General features: G+C 73.2%; 15 protein-coding genes. 10 read left to right on the plus strand and 5 right to left on the minus strand.

Annotated elements, in window-relative coordinates; genetic code table 11:
- Positions 1-4: 4 nt before the first annotated feature.
- On the minus strand, positions 5-1012 hold the full coding sequence (locus ACZ6Q9_RS18310; RefSeq protein ID WP_393457423.1) for a LacI family DNA-binding transcriptional regulator: 1008 nt from the start codon (positions 1010-1012) through the stop codon (positions 5-7).
- A 136-nt stretch (positions 1013-1148) separates the two neighbouring features.
- Between ACZ6Q9_RS18310 and arfA the strand changes: the two genes are divergently transcribed.
- From arfA to ACZ6Q9_RS18345, 7 genes are all read left to right on the plus strand, one after another.
- Positions 1149-2663, plus strand: coding sequence for an arabinosylfuranosidase ArfA (gene arfA / locus ACZ6Q9_RS18315; RefSeq protein ID WP_396829073.1), 1515 nt, complete (start codon positions 1149-1151; stop codon positions 2661-2663).
- A gap of 58 nt (positions 2664-2721) precedes the next feature.
- On the plus strand, positions 2722-4050 hold the full coding sequence (locus ACZ6Q9_RS18320; RefSeq protein ID WP_396829074.1) for an ABC transporter substrate-binding protein: 1329 nt from the start codon (positions 2722-2724) through the stop codon (positions 4048-4050).
- 6 nt (positions 4051-4056) lie between these two features.
- Positions 4057-5022, plus strand: a complete 966-nt coding sequence (locus ACZ6Q9_RS18325; RefSeq protein WP_396829075.1) for a carbohydrate ABC transporter permease — start codon at positions 4057-4059, stop codon at positions 5020-5022.
- Positions 5023-5032: 10 nt separating this feature from the next.
- The gene (locus ACZ6Q9_RS18330) at positions 5033-5932 is read left to right on the plus strand and encodes a carbohydrate ABC transporter permease (protein WP_396829076.1); all 900 of its coding nucleotides are present in this window, start codon (positions 5033-5035) and stop codon (positions 5930-5932) included.
- Complete coding sequence (locus ACZ6Q9_RS18335) at positions 5929-6951, plus strand: glycoside hydrolase family 43 protein (protein ID WP_396829077.1); 1023 nt, start codon at positions 5929-5931, stop codon at positions 6949-6951. The genes ACZ6Q9_RS18330 and ACZ6Q9_RS18335 overlap by 4 nt, the downstream gene beginning before the upstream one ends.
- A 330-nt stretch (positions 6952-7281) precedes the next feature.
- Positions 7282-8940, plus strand: a complete 1659-nt coding sequence (locus tag ACZ6Q9_RS18340; protein WP_396829078.1) for a glycoside hydrolase family 10 protein — start codon at positions 7282-7284, stop codon at positions 8938-8940.
- Between the two features lie 175 nt (positions 8941-9115).
- Positions 9116-9652: a phospholipase gene (locus tag ACZ6Q9_RS18345; RefSeq protein WP_393303077.1), complete on the plus strand. Its 537-nt coding sequence runs from the start codon at positions 9116-9118 to the stop codon at positions 9650-9652.
- Between the two features lie 82 nt (positions 9653-9734).
- On the opposite strand, the gene ACZ6Q9_RS18350 is transcribed toward ACZ6Q9_RS18345, so the two are convergent.
- Together ACZ6Q9_RS18350 and ACZ6Q9_RS18355 are read right to left on the minus strand one after the other, a co-directional pair.
- Complete coding sequence (locus tag ACZ6Q9_RS18350) at positions 9735-12563, minus strand: ATP-binding protein (protein WP_396829079.1); 2829 nt, start codon at positions 12561-12563, stop codon at positions 9735-9737.
- Positions 12564-12736: 173 nt separating this feature from the next.
- Positions 12737-12958 carry an FmdB family zinc ribbon protein gene (locus ACZ6Q9_RS18355; protein WP_393264827.1) on the minus strand — a complete coding sequence of 74 codons (222 nt, stop codon included), beginning with the start codon at positions 12956-12958 and terminating at the stop codon, positions 12737-12739.
- Positions 12959-12996: 38 nt separating this feature from the next.
- On the opposite strand from ACZ6Q9_RS18355, the gene ACZ6Q9_RS18360 reads away from it, so the two are divergent.
- The 3 genes from ACZ6Q9_RS18360 to ACZ6Q9_RS18370 all read left to right on the plus strand — a co-directional run bounded on the left by ACZ6Q9_RS18360 (position 12997) and on the right by ACZ6Q9_RS18370 (position 19024).
- A complete protein-coding gene (locus tag ACZ6Q9_RS18360) occupies positions 12997-14532 on the plus strand; it encodes a lytic transglycosylase domain-containing protein (protein WP_396829080.1) in 1536 nt (511 codons plus the stop codon).
- A gap of 72 nt (positions 14533-14604) precedes the next feature.
- Positions 14605-15621, plus strand: a complete 1017-nt coding sequence (locus ACZ6Q9_RS18365; RefSeq protein WP_393457474.1) for a GNAT family N-acetyltransferase — start codon at positions 14605-14607, stop codon at positions 15619-15621.
- 97 nt (positions 15622-15718) lie between these two features.
- Positions 15719-19024, plus strand: coding sequence for a lamin tail domain-containing protein (locus ACZ6Q9_RS18370; protein WP_396829081.1), 3306 nt, complete (start codon positions 15719-15721; stop codon positions 19022-19024).
- Positions 19025-19139: 115 nt separating this feature from the next.
- Here the strand turns inward: ACZ6Q9_RS18370 and ACZ6Q9_RS18375 are convergent, their stop codons facing one another.
- Both ACZ6Q9_RS18375 and hemB read right to left on the minus strand, forming a co-directional pair.
- A complete protein-coding gene (locus ACZ6Q9_RS18375; protein WP_396829082.1) occupies positions 19140-19820 on the minus strand; it encodes a multiprotein-bridging factor 1 family protein in 681 nt (226 codons plus the stop codon).
- A gap of 557 nt (positions 19821-20377) precedes the next feature.
- Positions 20378-21361, minus strand: a complete 984-nt coding sequence (gene hemB, locus ACZ6Q9_RS18380; protein ID WP_396829083.1) for a porphobilinogen synthase — start codon at positions 21359-21361, stop codon at positions 20378-20380.
- Between the last annotated feature and the right edge of the window lie 20 nt (positions 21362-21381).

A 21381-nucleotide genomic window follows, 5' to 3' on the forward strand; every position in this document is an offset into this window, starting at 1 on the left:
CGGGTCAGCGGCCGAGGGTGCTTTCGCGGGGGGTGAGGCGCCAGGGGGCGGAGAGTTCCCGGGGCGGCGCGCTGCGGTCGCCGTCGATGCGGCCCGCGAGCAGCTCCACGGCCAGCCGGGCGATGCGCTCCTTGTCGGGGGCGATGGTGCTCAGGGTGGGCACGGAGAACCGGCCGTCCTCGATGTCGTCGAAGCCGGCCACCGCGACGTCCTCGGGGACGCGCAGTCCCGCCTCGTGCAGGGCGCGCAGGGCGCCCAGGGCGAGGGTGTCGTTGAAGCAGAAGACGGCGTCGGGGCGTACGCCGGAGGCCAGCAGCGCGCGCATCGCGGCGGCGCCGTCCGCGCGGTGCCAGGCCGACGCGGGCGCCACCAGCCCCTCGTCGTAGTCGATGCCGGCGTCGGCGAGCGCGGCGGTGTAGCCGGCGAGCCGAAGCCGGGCGCTCGCCCCCTCCGGGGTGCGCTGCGAGCCGATGGCGGCGATCCGGCGGCGGCCGAGCCCGACCAGGTGGGCGGTGATCTCCCGGGCGGCGCCCACGTTGTCGATCCCGACGTGGTCGGCGGGGCCGTGGTCGACCCGCTCGCCGAGCAGCACCATCGGGGTGCCGTCGAGCCCGGTCAGGTCCTCCGCGGTGAGCGCCAGCGGGCTGAAGATCAGCCCGTCGATCAGGTGCTCGGTGATGCCGGAGGCGACCACCCGCTCCTGCTCGCGGCCGCCGCCGGTCTGGTCGATGAGCACCGTCCAGCCCAGCTCGGCGGCGGCCGTGACGACGTGCCGGGCCAGCTCGGCGAAGTAGGGGATGTCCAGCTCGGGCACGGCCAGCGCGATCACCCCGGTGCGCCCCTTGCGCAGGTTGCGCGCGGAGAGGTTGGGCCGGTAGTTCAGCTCGGCGATGGCCGCCTCGACCCGGGCGCGGGTGTCGGGCCGGACGTGCACGTAGCCGTTGACCACGTTGGAGACGGTCTTGACCGACACGCCGGCCCGCTCCGCCACGTCCTTGAGCCTGTGTCGCACTGCGCCACCTCCCGCCATGACTGGGGACTTTACCTCGCGACCGGCTCTTTACAACGTTGCTTACAACGTTGTAGAAACCAGGGACACCGGGTGACCGCGGTCACCCGGGACCGCGACGAGGAAAGGTGGCACCCCCTTGCGGACCGCGCAGCTCACGATCGACCCCGCCTTCGCGATCGGGCCGGCCGACCGGCGACTCTTCGGCTCGTTCGTCGAGCACATGGGCCGCTGCGTCTACGGCGGGATCTACGAGCCGGGACACCCGGCGGCGGACGCGCGGGGGCTGCGCGGCGACGTGCTGGAGCTGACCCGGGAGCTGGGCGTCTCGGTGGTCCGCTATCCCGGCGGCAACTTCGTCTCGGGCTACCGCTGGGAGGACGGCGTCGGCCCGGCGGGCGACCGCCCCCGCCGGCTCGACCTGGCCTGGAAGACGATCGAGACGAACGCCTTCGGGCTCGACGAGTTCATGAGCTGGGCCGCCGAGGCGGGGGTCGAGCCGATGATGGCGGTCAACCTCGGCACCCGGGGCGTGCAGGAGGCGTGCGACCTGCTGGAGTACGCCAACCACCCGGGCGGGACGCAACTGTCGGACCTGCGCCGCAAGCACGGCGCCGAGGAGCCGTACGGGGTGCGGCTCTGGTGCCTGGGCAACGAGCTGGACGGCCCGTGGCAGGTCGGCCACAAGACCGCCGACGAGTACGGCCGGCTGGCCGCCGAGACCGCTCGCGCCATGAAGATGATCGACCCCTCGATCAGCCTGGTCGCCTGCGGCAGCTCCAACCGGCGGATGCCCACCTTCGCCTCCTGGGAGGCGACCGTCCTGGAGCACACCTACGAGCACGTCGACTACATCTCGGCGCACACCTACTACGACCCGTCCGACGGCGACCGGGCCAGCATCCTGGCCTCCGCCGTCGACATGGACAACTTCATCCGGGACGTGGTCGCCACGGCCGACCACGTGGCGGCGAAGCGGCGGGACCGGCGCAAGCTCAAGGTCAGCTTCGACGAGTGGAACGTCTGGTACGAGTCCCGCCTCCAGGCCGACCTGGCCCGGCGCGGCTGGGTGGAGGCCCCGGCGCTGATCGAGGACGACTTCACCGCCGTCGACGCGGTCGTCGTCGGCGACCTGCTGATCACCCTGCTCCGGCACGCCGACCGGGTCGGGGTGGCCTGCCAGGCCCAGCTCGCCAACGTGATCGCCCCGATCCGCACCCGCACCGGCGGGCCGGCCTGGCGGCAGAGCATCTTCCACCCGTTCGCGCTGACCGCCCGGCACGCCCGGGGCACGGTGCTGCGCACCGAGCCGGTCGGCCCGACCTACGAGACGAAGCGGTACGGCGCGGTCCCCGTGCTCGACACCGTCGCCGTGCACGACGAGGAGACGGGCGGGTTGACCGTATTCGCCGTCAACCGGGGCTCGGCCGACCTGGCGCTGGAACTCGACCTGCGCGGCCTGCCAGGACTCTCCGTCTCATCCCACCTGAGCCTCGCCGCCGGGGACGACCCGACGGCGACGAACACGGAGGCGGAGCCCGACCGGGTGACGCCCCGGCAGTTGCCCACCCCCACCACCGACGGCGGCCGGTGCGCCGTACGACTGCCGGCCGTCTCCTGGAACGTGCTGCGCTTCTCCCCCGCCGCCGGCTGACGCCGGACCGGCCCTGGGCAGGCACAATTCATCCCCGTCCCCAAGGAGTGAAACCCGCATGATGCAGAACGAGATGAGCCGGCGGCGCCTGCTCGGCCTCGGCCTCGGGCTCGGCGCCGCCGCCTCGCTGACCCTGGCCGGCTGCGGCGGCGACGACGACAGCTCGGGGCCGGCGGCCGGCAACGGCGGCAAGGACTACACCGGCCCGAAGGTGGACCTGAAGCTGTGGAACGGGTTCACCGGCGGTGACGGCGACATCTTCAAGGCGCTGGTGAACCAGTTCAACACCGAGCACCAGAACATCGCCGTCACGATCGCGACGTACGAGTGGGTGGACTACTACGCCAAGCTGCCCGGCGCCGCCTCCAGCGGCAGCGGCCCGGACATCGCGGTCATGCACGTGGACCAGCTCGCCACCTTCGCCGCCCGGGGCGTGATCACCGAGCTGGACGACGTCGCCAAGGCGCTGGAGCTGAGCGAGGGCGACTTCGCCCCCACCGTCTGGAAGGGCGGGCTCTACAACGACAAGCGGTACGGCATCCCGCTGGACATGCACCCGCTCGGCTTCTACTACAACAAGGGCGTCATGCAGAAGGCGGGTCTGGACCCGAACAAGCCGCCGACGACGAAGGACGAGTACACCGCCGCGCTGACCGAGCTGAAGAAGTCCGGCGTGCAGGGGTTCTGGGTCAGCCCGTTCCAGTTCACCGGCGGCATGACCTTCTACTCGCTGCTGCACCAGTGGGGCGGCAGCGTGTTCGACGCCGAGGCCACCAAGGCCACCTTCAACTCCGACCAGGCCGTCGAGGCGTGCACCTGGCTGGTCGACCTGATCAAGCAGGGCCACTCCCCCGCGAACGTCGGCCAGGACGCCGACTACCTGGCGTTCAAGAGCGGGAAGAACGCCTTCAACTGGAACGGCATCTGGCAGGTCAACGACCTGAAGAAGAGCCCGGAGATCCAGTGGGGCGTCGCGCCCCTGCCGCAGATCGGCAGCACGCTGGCGGCCTGGGCCAACTCGCACAACTTCACCATCGTCAAGCAGCGGGCCAACGACGCCAACAAGGTCTCGGCGGCGAAGGTCTTCATCAACTGGCTCAGCCAGCACTCCCTGGACTGGGCCAAGGGCGGCCAGGTGCCGGCCCGCAAGACGGTCCGGGACAGCGCCGAGTTCAAGGCCCTGACCGAGGTCAACGCGCTCGCTCCCGAGCTGGAGTACGCGGCCTTCCCGCCGGCGGCCCCGGGCCTCGGCGAGGTCATGACCACCTTCTACAACTCGTTCAACGAGGCGGCGCTGGGCAAGAAGTCGCCCAAGCAGGCGCTGGACGACGGCGCGGCCAAGGCCAACAAGCAGCTCGAGGACAACCGCAAGAAGTACGGGAGCTGATCTCCCGTGGCGGACGTGATCGAGGTCGGGGCGGCGCGCGACGGCGCGCCGCCCCCGGCGGCCGGCACCGCCCGCCGGGGCGCCGCGGCGGGCCGGACGGGGCGGTTGACGCCGTACCTCTTCCTCGCCCCGTACCTGGTCCTGTTCGGGGTCTTCGGCCTGCTGCCGATCGTGCTCGGCCTCTGGCTCAGCGTGCACCAGTGGGACTTCCAGCTCCCCAACCGGCCCTTCGTCGGGTTGGACAACTACGGGGAGCTGTTCTCCGACGACTCGGCCGTCTACGGCGACTGGTGGCAGAGCGTACGGGCGACCGCGATCTTCACCGTCCTGTCGGTGCCGCTGCTGGTGGTCGTCCCGCTCGGGCTGGCGCTGCTGCTGAACCGCTCGTTCCCCGGCCGGACCTTCTTCCGGGCGGTCTACTTCGCGCCGTACGTGCTGGGCGTGGCGGTGATCGGCCTGCTCTGGCGGTTCCTGCTCGACGCCAACCTCGGCCTGGTCAACCGGCTCGCCGGGATGGTCGGGCTGCCGGCCGACACCCCGTGGGTGACCGACGTGCCGTGGGCCTGGGTCTCGCTGGTCGGGGTGACCGTCTGGTGGACCTCCGGCTTCAACGCCGTGATCTACCTGGCCGGGCTCCAGGACATCCCGCCGGAGCTGTACGAGGCGGCGAAGGTCGACGGCGCGAGCGCCTGGGAACGGTTCCGGCACGTCACGCTCCCCGGGCTGCGCCCGGTGCTGCTGTTCGTGATCACCACGACCGTGCTCGCCTCGGCGAACGTGTTCGGCCAGTCGTTCCTGATCACCCAGGGCGCGCCGGGCACGGAGACCCGCACCGTGGTCTGGTTCATCGTCGAGGAGGGGCTGCGGGACAACGACGCCGGCCGCGCCGCCGCGATGAGCATCGTGTTCGCCCTGATGCTGGCGGTGGTGAGCATCGCCAACTTCCGCCTCTTCCGCTACCGCGAAGACTGAGGGGACCGCCATGACGACGCCCACGCGCACCGGGCGCGCCCCCGCGCCGACCCGCGGCAGCACCCCGACGGCCGGCCGCGCACCGGCCACCGGGCTGCGCCGGGCGGCGCTCTACGCCACCCTGGTGGCGCTCGCCCTGGTCTTCCTGACGCCGCTGGCGTGGATGGTCATCACCTCGCTGAAGACCTACACCGGGGCCCAGCAGATCCCGCCGACCTGGCTGCCGGACCCGATCTCCGGGTACGGCTACGAGCAGGTCCTCGACAACTCCGCGAACCCCGTGCTGCGCTGGTTCGCGAACAGCATGCTGGCCGCCACGCTGCACGCGCTGCTGGTGCTGGCGACCGCCTCGATGGCCGCGTACGCCCTGGCCCGAATGCGGTTCCGCGGCCGCAAGGTGCTCTTCGCGCTGATCGTCGGGACGCTGTTCATCCCGCCGACCTCGCTGATCATCCCGAACTTCCTGATCGTCGACGAGCTGAACTGGATCGACACCCTGGCCGTCGTGGTCGTCCCGGGGGCGGCGAGCGCGTTCGGGGTGTTCTTCCTGCGGCAGTTCTTCCTCAGCCTGCCCCGGGAGCTGGAGGAGGCCGCGGTGCTGGACGGCGCCAACCAGTGGCAGATCTTCTGGAAGGTGGTGCTGCCGCTGTCCAGGCCGGCGCTGGCCACCCTGGCCGTGTTGTCGTTCCTGACCAACTGGAACGACTTCCTGTGGCCGATCTTCGTGCTGTTCAGCCCGGAGATGCTCACCCTGCCGCCGGGGCTGGGCCTGCTCCAGGGGGCCTACAACACCGACTACCCGGTGCTCATGGCCGGGGCGATGCTGGCCAGCCTGCCGGTGTTGGTCCTCTTCGTCCTCGCCCAGCGGCACATCATCCAGGGCGTCTCCCGCAGCGGCCTGAAGGGATGACGGCCGGGACGATCCGGCGGCGCGGCGCGGCGGCGGTGCTCGCCGCCGCGCTGCTCGCCGCCGGCTGCGGGGGCGGGGACGATCCGAGACCCACGAGCAGGGAGACCGACGCGCGCATGTTCACCAACCCGGTCGTACGCACCGACGCCCCGGATCCGCAGGCGATCAGGGTGGGCGACACCTGGTACCTCTTCCACACCAACGCCGCCGGCCGCAACGTCCCGGTGCTCACCTCCCCCGACCTGGTCGACTGGACGCCGGCCGGGGACGCGCTGCCGGAGCTGCCCACGTGGGCGGAGCCCGGGAAGAACTGGGCACCCGAGGCGATCGAGCTGGCCCCGGACCGGTTCCTGCTCTACTACACGGTCGCCGGGCGCGAGTCCGGGCGGCAGTGCGTCGGCCGTGCGGTGGCGAGCGCCCCGCAGGGGCCGTACCGGGACGACTCGGCCGCCCCGCTGATCTGCCAGGCGGAGCTGGGCGGGGCGATCGACGCCAGCCCGTTCCGGGACGCCGACGGCAGCCTGTGGCTGCTGTGGAAGAACGACGGCAACGCCGTCGGGGTGGACACCTGGATCTGGTCGCAGCGCCTCTCCGACGACGGGCTGCGCCTGGTCGGCGAGCCGGCGAAGCTGCTGAAGCAGACCGAGCCGTGGGAGGGCAACCTGGTCGAGGGGCCGTTCCTCCACCGGCACGACGGAAAGCTGTTCCTCTTCTTCGCCGCCAACGCCTACGACCGCGCCGAGTACGCCGAGGGCTACGCGGTCTGCGAGTCGCCGACCGGCCCCTGCGTGAAGGCCCCGGAGAATCCGATCCTGGCGACCAACGGGGTGGCCTCCGGGCCGGGGCACGCCTCGATGGTGGTGGTGGACGGCCGCACCTGGCTGCTCTACCACGCCTGGCCGCCCGGTCAGGAGGGCACGGTCGACCCGGGCCGCCAGATCTGGCTCGACGAGGTCGTCTGGGAAGACGGCAAGCCCGTCGTCAAGGGACCGACTGCGGGACCCCAACCGAAGCCCTGAACCGCGCGGTCGGCGACGGAGGGCGACCACCAAGGGGTTCCGGGGAGCCCGGCCCGCGCAGGGATCAAGCCTGACCGCCCGGAGCGGGCCGGGCTCCCCGGAACCCCACCCCCCGCAACCTGGCGTGCGCGGGTCGTCACCGTGCGCGCGGTGAGCCCGGCCACACGGCGGAGCCGGACCGGACGGACGGATCGAACCCGCGCAGACCCTTGCGCCGGACCCACGAGGTGTGAAAATTTCCTACCAAGCGGCAGTTTGCCGACGGCGAATCTTGCCGACAGCGCCGCGATCGACCCCTGACACGGGAGCCCCAACGAAGGGACACACCGCATGAAGGCAACTCGGCTCGGAGCCGCCGGGCTGGCCGCCGCACTGCTCGGCGCGCTCGTCGCCGCCACCCCCGCGAGCGCTACGCCCGACGCGGCGACCACCGCCTCCACCACCACCTGCGCCACCGACCCGGCCACGCCGAAGCGGCAGTTCCGGGCCATGTGGATCTCCTCGGTCGTCAACATCGACTGGCCGACCAAGGCGTCCCAGACCTCGCCCGACCGCATCGCCACCCAGCAGGCCGAGTACCGCGAGCTGCTGGACCTCGCCGAGCGGCTCAACCACAACGCGGTGGTCGTCCAGATCCGGCCGACCGCCGACGCGTTCTGGCCGTCGCCGTACGAGCCCTGGTCGGAGTACCTGACCGGGGTCCGCGGCGAGAACCCGGGCTGGGACCCGCTGAAGTTCGTGGTCGAGGAGGCGCACAAGCGGAACCTGGAGTTCCACGCCTGGTTCAACCCCTACCGCATCTCGATGCCGGCCCCGGGCGGCGCCGGCGCGGACATCAGCAAGCTCGCGCCGAACCACCCGGCGCGGGAGCACCCGGAGTGGACCTTCGCCTACCCGCCGGCCGGGGTGGCCGGCAGCCGGCTCTACTACAACCCCGGCATCCCGGAGGTCCGCGAGTTCGTCCAGACCGCGATGATGGACGCCGTCAAGCGGTACGACGTCGACGGCGTGCACTTCGACGACTACTTCTACCCCTACCCGAGCGGCACCCACCAGGTGCCCGACGACGCGACCTTCGCGGCGCACAACCGGGGCTTCACCAACAAGGCCGACTGGCGGCGGGACAACATCAACCTGCTGATCCAGGAGATGAACGCCAAGATCAAGGCCGAGAAGTCCTGGGTGAAGTTCGGCGTCAGCCCGTTCGGCATCTGGCGCAACCAGTCGGCCGACCCGCTGGGCTCGGACACCACCGGCAGCCAGTCGTACGACATCATCTCCGCCGACACCCGCAAGTGGGTCAAGGAGGAGTGGATCGACTACATCGTGCCGCAGCTCTACTGGTACATCGGCCAGTACCCGGCCGCCGACTACGCCCGGCTGGTGCCGTGGTGGGCGGACGTGGTCAAGGGCACCCGGGTGCAGCTCTACATCGGGCAGGCCGACTACAAGAGCGGTGACCCGGTCTACGGCTCCTTCTGGATGAACCCGCGCGAGCTGTCCGACCACCTGACGCTCAACCGGGCGCACCCCGAGGTGCTGGGCAACGTCCACTTCTCGGCCGTGCAGGTCCGGGCCAACCGGCTCGGCGCGACCGACATCTACGCCGCCGAGCACTACTCGCGGCCGGCGCTGATCCCGACCATGTCGCACCTGCCGTCGAAGCCGCTGCTCATGCCGGTGGTCACGAAGGCCGCGCGGCAGGACGACGGGGTCCGGCTGAACTGGCTCCAGCCGGCCGACGGCGAGGGCCCGCTCGGCACCGCCACGTCGTACGCGATCTACCGCTTCGACGGGGTCGACCTGGCCGACCGGTGCGACTTCGCCGACGCGGCGCACCTGGTCGACACGGTCCGCGCCGACGGCACCGGGACGCAGTCCTGGGTGGACACCACCGCCGAGGCGGGCAAGCGGTACACGTACTACGTGACCGCGCTCGACCGGCTGGCGAACGAGAGCCCGGCCAGCCCGCCGGCGTTCGTCCGCTGACGTCCCACCGAATGCCCCGGGCGCCCCTGGCGTCCGGGGCATTCGTCTGTTTCGGCGTCTGTCACCAATTGTCGGCGGACACGACACCTCCGGGAACCCTCATTGATCGAAACTGATCGACATCCGGTGACCCGCCGGTAACCCCGTCCCACCCGCCACCCCCGCGGAGGTAACCGTGCCCAGACGCCTCACCACCCTGCTCGCCTCGGGCGCGCTCGCGCTGCTCGTCCTGCTCGGCGTCGCCTCCCCCGCCGCCGCCGTCACGCCCACGCAGAAGCTGTCCGTCCTGTCGAGCTGGACCCAGACCAGCGCCACCAGCTACAACGCCTGGAACTCCGCCCGGCTGAACAAGGCCGCCTGGGCCGAGTACGCCTTCGACTGGTCGACCGACTACTGCTCGTCCAGCCCGGACAACCCGCTCGGCTTCAACTTCACCCTCTCCTGCTACCGGCACGACTTCGGCTACCGCAACTACAAGGCGATGGGCCAGTTCTCGGCCAACAAGTCCCGCCTGGACAGCGCCTTCTACGAGGACCTGAAGCGGGTCTGCGCCACGTACAACACCATCGTCCGGCCGGCCTGCTACAGCCTCGCCTGGACGTACTACCAGGCCGTCAGCGCCTTCGGCTCCGTCGCCGCCGTGCAGCAGGCCGACATCGACCGCGCCGCCCGGATGAAGGCCGACGCCGAGCGCCGCGCCGCCCTCCGCTGAGGCGGGTCGGCCGGGGGACCCGTCCCGCCTCCCCGGGCGGGACGGGACTCCCGGTCGACGCCGCGCCCGACCGAACCGTCGGTCAGGCGTGCTCGGTGTGGCGGTCGGGTGTGACGGGGCGACGGGGAGCCGGGCGGGCCCGATCCGCGCCGAACCTCGTCGAATCCGCCGCCAGGTCCGGATGCTCCACGCCGAGCGCCAGCGCCGCCGCCTCCTCCAGCCCCAACTCGGTCCCCTCCCCGTACGCGGCGTCGAAGACCGCGTCGCCCAGCGCCCGGCGCAGCTCCCCCTGCCGCTGCGCCCAGTACGCCCCGTAGATGCCCGGCGTGCACCGCATGCTCGCCCGGGTCGCCCCCGCCGCGCCGAAGAGGCGGGCGGCCGTCGACCCGTCGCCCCCGGCCGCGCAGCGCACCGCGACCGCGTTGAGCGTGTCACAGGCCCGGCCGTGGAAGCCGTGGCTCATCCGGGACCGGAGCGCCACCTGGAGGTGCTCGTGCGCGGCGACCAGGTCGCCGCGGGCCAGGGCCACCATCCCGAGCAGCATGTCGACCGAGCGCCGCCCCCGCTCGACCGGGCGGGCCGCCTCGACCGGGCGGGCCGCACCCAACAGCTCGGCGGCCTCGTCCAGGGCGCCCCGCCGCCAGAGCAGCTCGGCCAGGCTGAACACGGCGAGCAGCGCGTCGCCGACCACCTCCTGGTCGTGCGCCCAGTCGATGACCTCCCGGCAGACCCGCTCGGCCTCCGCGAACTGTCCCATGTCGACCAGCGGGGCCGCCCGCCCGGCGAGGACCCGGGCGAGCAGACCCGTGTCGCCGGCCTGCCGGGCCGCCGCCTCCGCCCGCTGGGAGAACCGCAGCTCCTCGGCGAACTCGCCGTCCGCGCCGGCGTGCAGCGAGTGCATGTGGTACGCCGCCGCCAGCTCGGCCTCCGGGATCCGCTCCCCGGTCTCGGCGATCCGTCCGTACAGCCGGAACAGCCAGAGCCGCCCCTCCCGGGCCAGGCCCCGCTCCCGCCACCACTGGTCCAGGCCCCCGGCCAGCCGCAGCCCCGCCCGGGCGCTGCCGCCGGTAGCGCACCAGCGCAGCGCGGCGCGCAGCTCGCCGGCGAGGGGGTCGAGGGCGTAGAGCGACAGCGTGACCGGCTGCCCGTCCGGGCCGAGGTGCGCCCGCTCCAGCGCGTGCGCCGACCAGGCGACGTGCCGGTCCCGGGCGGCCCGCTCCTCCCCCGCCTCCGCCAGCCGCCGGGCCGCGTACGCCCGGATCGGGTCGAGCATCCGGTAGGTGCTGCCCGAGGCGTGCGGCTCGGCCAGCACCATCGACTTGTCGACCAGCACGGAGAGCGGGTCGAGCGGGTCGGCGCCGAGCAGCCACTCCACCGTCGACAGGTCCACCGGGCCGGCGAAGACCGCCAGCCAGCGCAGCAACCGGGCGGCGCGCGGCCCCAGCGTCCGGTACGACCAGGTGACCGTGGCCTGCATGGTGAGGTGCCGTTCGGTGGCGGACCGCTGCACCGCCCGGGTCGCCGGGGTGGGCGGCGGCACCCCGACGGCCGCAGCGACCAGGTCCACCGTGTCCTGCTGGTTGCCCGTCCACGCCCGCTCCACCGGGGGCGGCTCCGGGTTCTCCCGGCCCGCGTCCAGCGTGCCGAGCACGTCGTCGAGGCGCTCGGCGAGCTGGCCGACCGAGAGCACCCGCAGCCGGGCGGCGGCCAGCTCGATGGCGAGCGGCAGCCCGTCCAACCGCCGCACGACCCGGCGCAGGTCGGCCGACTCGGCCGGGTCCGGCTGCCGGCCACCCCGGGCCGCCGCCGTCCGGTCCAGCAGCAGCGCGACCGCGTCGCTCTCCGCGCCGTCCGCCGGCGGGTCGACCGACAGCGGCGGGATCCGCCAGACCACCTCGCCGGGCAGGCCGAACGACTCCCGGCTGGTGGCGAGCACCCGCACGCCCACCCCGCCGGCGAGCAGCCGCGAGATCATCTCGGCCGAGGCGGCCGGCTGGGCGTCGCAGGTGTCCAGGACGACCAGCATCCGGCGCGCGGCAGCGTACTCCACCAGGGTCTCGACCATCGGGCGGCCGGGCTCGGGACGCAGGCCGAGCACGGCGGCGACCGCGAACGCCACCAGGCCCGGGTCGGTCACCGCGGCGATGTCGACGAACCAGACGCCGTCCGGGTACGACTCCACCAGGTCGGTGCCCAGCTCCACGGCGAGCCGGGTCTTGCCCGCCCCACCCGCCCCGAGCACGGTGACCAGCCGGTGCGCCTCCACCAGCCGGCGCAGCTCGACGCGTTCGGCCTGCCGGCCCACGAACGAGGTCACCTGGGTGGGCAGGTTGTGCGCGACCGCGTCGGCCGTACGCGGCCGCGGGAACTGCCGCTCGATGCCCGGGGCGACCAGTTGGAAGAGCCGTTCCCGGTCGTCGAAGCCGCGCAGCCGGTGCAGGCCCAGGTCGAGCAGGGACGCGCCGGCCGGCAGCGGGTCGGCGTGCCGCGCCGTCGACGCCGAGCAGAGCACCTGCCCGCCGTGCGCGGCGGCGGCCACCCGGGCCGCCCGGTGCACCTCCGGGCTGACGTACTCGCCGTCGCGCGGCTCGGCCCAGCCGGTGTGCAGCCCCATCCGGACCCGGGGCACGGCCTCGGCGGTCGGCCACTGGTGGCTGGCCAGCGCCCGCTGCGCGGTGAGGCAGGCGGTCAGCCCGGCGGTCGCGTCGCCGAACGCGAGGAAGAACGAGTCCCCCTCGGTCAACAGCTCCGCGCCCTCGGTGGCGGCGATCGTCCGGCGCAGCAGGCGGCGGTGCTCCCGCAGCACCGGCCGGTAGTCCGGCCCGAGGAGCTGGGCCAGCCGCGTCGAGCCCTCGATGTCGGTGAAGACGAAGGTCACCCACCCGCTGGGGAGGTGGATCCGTGGCGACATGCGTGGGACCTCCCCCGTGACGTCGGACTCATGCTGCCTGATACTGGATCGTCACGCATCGTGAGAACGGCCGGCCGGGCTCGGACTCAAGGGGCCCGGCGGCCCCGGCGCGGACGAACGGAGTCGGCCGACGGGCGGGCGGAGGCCGACGAGTCAGCAGCCGTGGCCACCACTCAGCAGCCGCAGCCACCGCCGCAGCAGCCACCACCACCGGCCGGAGCGGCCACGCCGCCGGCCGCGCCGCCACCCCGACCGGTGACCGAGACGGTGGAGAGGAGCTTGACGGTGTCCGTGTGTCCCCACGGGCAGGGCGCCGGCTCGCCGGCCTGCGACATCGGACGGTTGACCTCGAAGGTGTCGCCGCAGGCGCGGCAACGGAACTCGTACCGGGGCATGACTCCAGGGTACGGCCGGGCCTGACGCCCGAGGAGACATGGGTGATACTCAACTTGTGGTGGACGGCGAGGACAGATCGACCCATCGGCCCCTGCGACCGGCCGTGCCGCCCGACGGGCCACCCGCCGGCTCCGGGGTCGCACCGGGGTCGTCAGCGCGCCTGCCCCGGCCCCGCCGCCCCTGGCTGAGGTCCGAGGCCCCCACCGGTGCCGACACCCCGACGACGGCACCCGCCGAGCCCGCTCCGACGCCGACCGGGCCGTCGGCCACCCCCGCCGCACCGTCCGCACCGTCCGCACCGTCCGCCCCGTCGGCCGGGGCGGCGCCGGCCGCCGCCGGGAAGCCGAGCGCCGACACCGAGCCGCCGGCCGCCGCGAAGCCCGGTGCCGCCGCCGACACGTCGACCGCCGACACCAAGCCCGGCGGCACGTCCGCCGCCGACACCAAGCCCGGCGGCACGCCGGCTGCCGACACCAAGCCCGGCGGCACGTCGACCGCCGACACCAAGCCCGGCGGCACGTCGACCGCCGACACCAAGCCCGGCGACTCGGGGAGCGGCGCCGGGGGCGGCTCGGCCGTGGCGACGTCGGCGGAGAAGAGCGACCTCGCGGCGACGAAGGTGGACGTGCTCACCAACGGGCCGGCCGCGCGAGCCCGGCGGCGCCGGGTGCCGTTCGCGCACGCCGTACGCCTGCCGCCGCCTCGCCAGGCGGCGGCAGCCGCGGTCCGGGCGACCCGGGACTGGTCGCGGCGCCCCAGCGGGCGGCTCACCCTGCCCGGGGTGTTCCTGCTCGCCCTGGTCGCGGCGACCGCCGCGGCGGGCGCGCTGCTGGTGCCCGCGACGGTCCGCGCGCCCCGTCCGGTCGCCGACGCCGCCTCCGTCGCGCCGACGGCCGGCCCGCAGGAGCCGCTGCCCAACGGGCTGCCGCTGCCCACCCAGACGGTGCCGCCGCTCGGCACGGTGCCGACCGGCCCGGCCGTCGGCGGGGTGACCACCGGCCGGCCGTCGGACGCCCTCGCCGGCTGGGCCGCGCAGGTCGGGCCGAAGGTCGGCATCTCGCCGGTGGCCATGCAGGCATACGGCTACGCCGAACTGGTGCTCGCCCAGACCAACCGCAGTTGCGGCCTGAGCTGGACCACGCTGGCGGCCATCGGTTTCGTCGAGTCCGGGCACGGCCAGGCCAACAACGCCCGGCTCGGGCAGGACGGCAAGGCGCTGCCCGAGATCATCGGCCTGCCGCTGGACGGGCAGGGCAACCGGATGCGCATCCCCGACACCGACGGCGGCCGGCTGGACAAGGACACCACCTTCGACCGTGCGATCGGGCCGATGCAGTTCATCCCCACCACGTGGCAGGAGATCGGGGCTGACGCCGACAACGACGGCGTCAAGGACCCGCACGACCTGGACGACGCCGCGCTCGCCGCCGGCAACTACCTCTGCAAGGGCAGCCGGAACCTCACCATCCCGGCCGACTGGTGGAACGCGATCCTGTCGTACAACGACGTCCGCCAGTACGCCCAGGACGTCTTCGACACCGCCAACCGGTACGGACAGGCCAGCCGCACGTGAAGTGATCGTCCGCATACATTGGAGAACCGGACACTTCCCCCGGGCAGCGGTTAGCGGCAAGCTAGACAGGTGATGGTGCGCGAGTGGGACCCCAGGACCGCGTCGTCCGCCGAGATCGCGTCGCTGCTGGACACGCTCAACGCGGTCCTGGCGGTCGACCTGCCGCGGGATCCACCGTGGCGGGAGAGTTCCCTGCGGGAATACCTCTCCGAGGTGATGCCCGGCGAGCGGCGGATCTCCTGGGTGGCCCAGGCGGAGCCGGCCGCCGGCGGAGCACCGGGACCGATCCTCGGCCAGGTGAACGTGCTCCTGCTCGGCGACATCGGCGTGCTGGAGGTGCTGGTGCACCCCTCCCGGCGGCGCGGCGGGCTCGGCCGTGACCTGGTCCTGGTGGCCGCTCGGCGGGCCTACCAGGAGGGCTTCCAGTCGATCGGGGTCGAGGTGGTCGGCGACACGCCGGCTGTCGCCTTCTACGAGTCGCTCGGCTTCTCGAAGGAATACGTCGAGACCCGAAGCGTGCTCGACCTGTCCGCGGTGGACTGGGTCGAGCTGTCCGAGATGGCCACCGGCATCGGCGCGGGCTACCACCTGGAGTTCTGCCCCGGCGGGCCGCCCGACGACCTGATCGACGCGTACGCCCGGGCCAAGGCGGAGGTGCGCGACGTCGACGACGGCGAGCTGCGCCCCAGCTCGTACGACCCACAGCGGCTGCGGGACAGCCTGGACTGCCTGCACCGGCGGGGCATGAAGCCCTACATCGTGCTCGCCCTCCACGAGCAGACCGGGGAGGTGGCCGGCCTGACCGAGGTGGTGGTGCCCGCCCAGCACCCCACCCGCGCCGACCAGTACGACACCATCGTCGTGCAGGACCACCGGGGCTACGGCATCGACCGGGCGATCAAGGCGCGGATGCTGCTGGAGCTGCGCTCGGCGGAGCCGAGGCTGACCGAGGTGCAGACCTGGAACGCACAGGCCAACGAGGCCATGCTCAAGGTCAACGCCGAGTTGGGCTACCGTGCGGACCGCGAGTGGTGTGAATACAGCGTCGACGTGGCCGAGCTGGTGCACCGCCTCGACGCCGGACGCTGACCGGAGAGTTCACGAAACCGACCGGTGGGGGATGGACGACGGTCAGCGGAGCCCCTTAACGTGCGTTAGTTCCCCGTCCACCCATCGTGGAGGCCCCATGCGCCCGCGCCGCACTCTTGCCGCGCTCGCGACCGCCACCGCCGCCGTGACCGTCGCGGCTGTCGGCGTCGCACCCACCGCGGCCAGCGCCGCGCCCACCGACCTGTTCATCTCGGAGTACGTCGAAGGCTCGTCGAACAACAAGGCGATCGAGCTGTTCAACGGCACCGGCGTCGCCGTCGACCTGGCCGCCGGCGGCTACCAGCTCCAGTTGCACTTCAACGGCTCCACCACCCCGACGAACGTGGCGCTGACCGGGACCGTCGCCGCCGGCGACGTCTTCGTCTTCGCCTCCGCCTCGGCCGCGCCGGCGATCCTGGACCGGGCCGACCAGACCACGACAGCCGGCCTGTTCAACGGCGACGACGCGATCGTGCTGCGCCGGGGCGGCACCGTGCTCGACTCGATCGGCCAGGTCGGCGTCGACCCGGGGACCGAGTGGGGCACCGGCGTCACCAGCACCGAGAACAACACCCTGCGCCGGTTGCCCGCCGTGACGTCCGGCGACACCGACCCCTCGGACGCGTTCGACCCGGCCGCCCAGTGGGCCGGCTTCCCGGTCGACACGTTCGACGGGCTCGGCGCGCACACCGTCGACGGGGGCGGCCCGGTCGACGCGCCGGCGACGCTCACCTGCGGCCCGGCGCTGGTCACCCCGGCCGGCACGGCGGCGACCCGGGAGGTCACCGCCACCGACGCCGACGACCGGATCGTCGACCTGGCGGTCACCTCGGTCAGCCCGACCCCGGCCACCGGCTCCGTCAGCCGTACGGCCGTCACCCCGGCCGACGCGGTCGGCGGCACCGCCCGGGCCACGGTCGGCGCGAGCGCCGACCTGGCCGCCGGGGCGTACACGGTGGTGCTGACCGCGACCGACGCGGACGGCGGCACCGCCACCTGCACCCTCGCCGTGCAGGTCACCCGCGAGCTGACCGTCGGCGAGGTGCAGGGCCCGACCGCCGACGGCGAGTCCGGCCCGGCCGACCGGTCCCCGCTCGCGCCGGCGTCCGGCAACGGCACCAGCAGCACGCTGTACGACGTGCGCGGCGTGATCACCCAGCTCACCCTGGCGCGTGACTCGTCGGGCCGGGACCAGCGCGGCTTCTTCCTGCAGAGCCGGTCCGGCGCCACCGACGGCGACCCGACCAGCTCGGACGGCATCTTCGTCTTCATGGGCTCGTTCACCTCGCTGATCGGCGGCTACGTGCCGACGGTCGGCGACGAGGTGGTGCTCCGGGCCCGGGTTTCCGAGTACTTCAACTTCACCCAGCTCTCCGGCGCGTCGCTGGTGCGCAAGCTCGCCTCCGGCGTCGACGTGAACGCCGAGGTCGAGGTGGCCGACGCGGTGCCGCCGGTCGAACTGGCCGACGCGCAGCGGTTCTGGGAGCGGCACGAGGGCACCCGGCTGCGGGTGCGGGCCGGCAGCGGCGCCGTGAGCGGGCGGAACGTCTTCGCCTCCACCGCCGACGGCGAGATCTTCGTGATCGACCGGGACGACCCGCTGCTGGATCGCGCCGACCCGTACGCCCGCCGGGTGTTCCGGGACGCGCACCCGCTGGACAACGACCCGGGCCGCCGCTTCGACGACGGCAACGGCCAGCGCATCCTGCTCGGCAGCATGGGCGTCAAGGGCACCACGGGCGACAGCAGCGCGCTGCTCCCGCCCGCCCGCACCTTCGACACGCTGACCGCCGACGCGGTCGGTGGCCTCTACTACTCGTTCGAGAAGTACGGCGTGCAGGTCGAGCGGGCCGAGTTCACCGGCGGGACCGACCCGTCCACGAACAACCCGCCGCAGCCGGCCAAGCGGTCGGAGGAGGTCGCGGTCGCGACCTACAACGTCGAGAACCTGTACGACTACCGCGACGACCCGTTCGACGGCTGCGACTTCGCCGGCAACGCCGGCTGCACCGGGGTACGCCCGCCGTTCGACTACGTCCCCGGCAGCGAGCAGGAGTACCGCGACCAGCTCGCCGCGCTGGCCGACCAGATCACCACCGACCTGCACTCGCCCGACCTGATCCTCGTGCAGGAGGCGGAGGACCAGGACATCTGCGCGGTCTCCGGCGGTGAGCTGGTGTGCGGCACCACCAACGACGCGGACGGCGCGCCGGACACCCTCCAGGACCTGGCGCTGACCATCGCGGCGAGCGGCGGCCCGGCCTACGCGGCCGCGTACGACCGCAGCGGCGCGGACGCGCGGGGCATCACCGCCGCGTTCCTGTACCGCACCGACCGGGTGTCGCTGGCCGAGGCGACCGCCGGCGACCCGCTGCTGGGCTCGGCGCCGACGGTGCAGTATCGCGGCGCGGGGCTGCCGGCCAACGCGGACGTGCAGAACCCGAAGGCGCTCAACGCGGTGCTTCCCGCCGACGTGGACACGTCCACCGGTAAGGACGGCGACAACGTCTTCACCCGTGCCCCGCAGCTCGGCAAGTTCACCGTGGCCGCCGCGCCCGGGTCGACCGAGCGGTACACCCTGTGGGCCGCGAGCAACCACTACTCCTCCGGACCGGACAGCCGGGTCGGGCAGCGCCGGGAGCAGGCCGCCTACGGGGCCGCGATCGTCACGGCGATCGAGGCGTCGGACCCGGACGCGCGGGTGGTGTACGGCGGGGACCTGAACGTCTTCCCCCGCCCCGACGACCCGTTCCCCGCGGCCGGGGACCAGCGGCTCAGCGCCACGGCCGCGGAGCCCACCCCGTCGGACCAGCTCGGGCCGCTGTACGAGGCCGGCATGCGCAACCTCTGGGACGATCTGCTCGCCGATGCCCCGTCGTCCGCCTACTCGTACAGCTTCGAGGGGCAGGCGCAGACGCTGGACCACCTGTTCGTGAACGGCGCGCTGCACCGGGACCTGGTCCAGATGCGGGCGGCGCACATCAACGCCGACTGGCCGGCCGAGCACGCCGCTGACGGCACGCGCGGCTCCAGCGACCACGACCCGCAGGTGGCCCGGTTCCGGTCGCGGGCCTCGCTCAACGTCGGGGACGTGTCGGTGGCCGAGGGCGACCGGGGCACCCGCCCGCTGACCTTCACGGTCACCGTCTCGCGACCGCTGTCCCAGCCGGTGCTGCTCTGCGCCGCCACGTACGGCACCACGGCCCAGGCCGGCGCCGACTACGACCCCTACGTCGGTTGCAAGGTCCTGGCCGCCGGGCAGACCTCGCTGGCCTTCCCGGTGACCGTGCGCGGTGACCGCAAGCGGGAGGCCGACGAGAAGCTGACGCTGCTCGTGACGGGCGTGCCGGGGCTGCGCCTCGCCGACCCGGTCGCGGTGGGCACCATCGCCGACGACGACTGACGTCGCCCGGACAGCCCCTCCGGCTGCGCGTACCGACGGCCCGCCCGCCAGGAAGCACCTGGCGCGCGGGCCGTCGGCCCTTTCAACGGGCGATGGGCCGACGGGGACGATGGTTTCACGGGAACCGGCGATCGTGCCCGCACGCGCGCGGCGGCGGGGGCACGTTGCGGTACTTGGCCACCCGTACCTCCCACTGGCTGCGCCGCCGCATGGCGTCCCGGACGGCGCGATTGCGGTAGAACGTCTCCGGCGGGCGGGCCAGCCCGTAGAGGTCCGCCCACCACTCCCCGGGCTCGGGGTCGAGGATGGTGTCGAGGTGCGACGGGTAGCGGCGTTCCGCCCCGTCGCGGGTGTCGTCGCGGTCCCGCATCGGTTTCAGCACCCGCCCGAACTCGTCGACCACCGCCAGCCGGAACCCGGCGACCCCGATGACGCGGCGCAGGAGCAGGATGCTCGGCACCAGTCGACCCGCCTCGATCCGCCCCACGGTGGCGTGGTGCACCCCCGCCCACCGAGCCAGCTCCCGCTGGCTCAGGTCGGCGCGGCGCCGGATCGCGCGGACGATGCCGGCGGCGGGCCACGGAATGTCGAACGGCTCGGTCAGCAGCACGGGCGGTTCGTCGGAACGCGGTTGGTCTTCGCAGCCGGGCTGGTAGTCGGAGCGCGGTTGGTCTTCGCAGCCGGGCTGGTCGTCGGAGCGCGGTTGGTCTTCGCAGCCGGGCTGGTCGTCGGAGCCGGGCTGCTCGTCATGGGACGGCCGGTCGTCGGCCCATGGTGTGGCGAAAATGTCGGTCATCCCGTCACGGTCCCGGCCGTACGGACCCGTTCGCAATCCCGCCTCCCCGGCCTGTGGACAACCCACCTACCTGTGGAGAACCGGCAGCACCCACTTCGACCGGGGTGGCTCCCGGCAACCCCACCAACCCTCACGCTGGGTAACATCCCCAACCGGAAGACTCAATGTGACTGTGAGTGATGGCGCTGGCGCCGCCGACCGAGCTTCGCGGCCGACGATCCGACTCATCACCGCCCTGACCAGCACATGTCCAAAGAACGCCCCGAGGAGCGGCTAACCCTCTATGCGCCCTTTGCTCTGCACCCACATACGCAACAGACACTCTCGGTTGCCGGCGCGTATCCGGGTGCAGAGCAAAGCGTTCGAGAGAGGGGTTCACGACTCGCTTGGATTGGTCGCTCTGGGTAACGGAAACCGCATGCGTGGACCGGGCACGCATGCGGTGAGCCGACATTGGCGTGCCGTCGCGGGTCGCGGGTCGCGGGTCGTAGGTCGTCGGGCAGGGCTGCGTCCAGCGCGACCTGGCCGGGGCCGGGGCCGGGGCCGTCAGTAGGGCTTCAGTAGCCCTGGCGGAGGAGCTGGGCGGCCTCGACCGCCCAGTAGGTGAGGATGATCTGCGCACCGGCCCGACGGATCGAGGTGAGCGTCTCCAGCATCGCCCGCTCCCGGTCGATCCAGCCGTTCGCGGCGGCCGCCTCGACCATCGCGTACTCGCCGGAGACCTGGTAGGCCGCGACCGGGACGTCGACCGCCGCGCGGACCGCCGACACCACGTCGAGGTACGGCAGCGCCGGCTTGACCATCACCATGTCGGCGCCCTCGGCGACGTCCAGCTCGACCTCGCGCAGCGACTCCCGCAGGTTCGCCGGGTCCTGCTGGTAGGTGCGCCGGTCGCCCTCCAGGGCCGACTCCACGGCGTCGCGGAACGGGCCGAAGAAGGCCGAGGCGTACTTGACGGCGTACGCCAGCACGGCCACGTCCTGATGGCCGGCGGCGTCGAGCGCCCGGCGCACCACGCCGACCTGGCCGTCCATCATCCCGGACGGCCCGACCACCCCGACCCCGGCGGCGGCCTGGGCAACCGCCATCTCGGCGTACGCCGCCAGCGTGGCGTCGTTGTCCACGCCGCCGTCGGGGGTGAGCAGGCCGCAGTGCCCGTGCGAGGTGAACTCGTCCAGGCAGAGGTCGCTCATCACCACCGTGGCGTCGCCCACCTCGGCGACGACGTCACGGATCGCGACGTTGAGGATGCCGTCCGGGTCGATCCCGCCGGACCCGGTGGCATCCCGCCGCGCCGGCACCCCGAAGAGCATGATGCCGCCGACGCCCGCCTGGACGGCCTCGGCCGCGGCCTTGCGGAGCGAGTCCCGGGAGTGCTGGAGCACCCCCGGGAGCGACGCGATCGCCCGCGGCTCCGTCAGCCCCTCCTTGACGAACATCGGCACGACCAGCTCGGCCGGGTCGACGCGGGTCTCGGACACCAGCCGCCGGAGCGCCGCGTTGCGGCGCAGCCGGCGGGGCCGGATCTCGGGGTACGGCATCACGGGCCTCCTGCTACGAC

It is taken from the genome of Micromonospora sp. NPDC049139 (assembly GCF_055586845.1).

Excerpts from the sequence above, each read along its gene's own strand:
- ACZ6Q9_RS18365 (WP_393457474.1), top strand. The coding sequence starts at position 14,605 with ATGGTGCGCGAGTGGGACCCCAGGACCGCGTCGTCCGCCGAGATCGCG.
- ACZ6Q9_RS18350 (WP_396829079.1), bottom strand. The coding sequence starts at position 12,563 with ATGTCGCCACGGATCCACCTCCCCAGCGGGTGGGTGACCTTCGTCTTC.
- ACZ6Q9_RS18330 (WP_396829076.1), top strand. The coding sequence starts at position 5,033 with ATGACGACGCCCACGCGCACCGGGCGCGCCCCCGCGCCGACCCGCGGC.
- ACZ6Q9_RS18360 (WP_396829080.1), top strand. The coding sequence starts at position 12,997 with ATGGGTGATACTCAACTTGTGGTGGACGGCGAGGACAGATCGACCCAT.
- ACZ6Q9_RS18340 (WP_396829078.1), top strand. The coding sequence starts at position 7,282 with ATGAAGGCAACTCGGCTCGGAGCCGCCGGGCTGGCCGCCGCACTGCTC.
- ACZ6Q9_RS18370 (WP_396829081.1), top strand. The coding sequence starts at position 15,719 with ATGCGCCCGCGCCGCACTCTTGCCGCGCTCGCGACCGCCACCGCCGCC.
- ACZ6Q9_RS18320 (WP_396829074.1), top strand. The coding sequence starts at position 2,722 with ATGATGCAGAACGAGATGAGCCGGCGGCGCCTGCTCGGCCTCGGCCTC.
- ACZ6Q9_RS18335 (WP_396829077.1), top strand. The coding sequence starts at position 5,929 with ATGACGGCCGGGACGATCCGGCGGCGCGGCGCGGCGGCGGTGCTCGCC.
- hemB (WP_396829083.1), bottom strand. The coding sequence starts at position 21,361 with ATGCCGTACCCCGAGATCCGGCCCCGCCGGCTGCGCCGCAACGCGGCG.
- ACZ6Q9_RS18355 (WP_393264827.1), bottom strand. The coding sequence starts at position 12,958 with ATGCCCCGGTACGAGTTCCGTTGCCGCGCCTGCGGCGACACCTTCGAG.
- ACZ6Q9_RS18375 (WP_396829082.1), bottom strand. The coding sequence starts at position 19,820 with ATGACCGACATTTTCGCCACACCATGGGCCGACGACCGGCCGTCCCAT.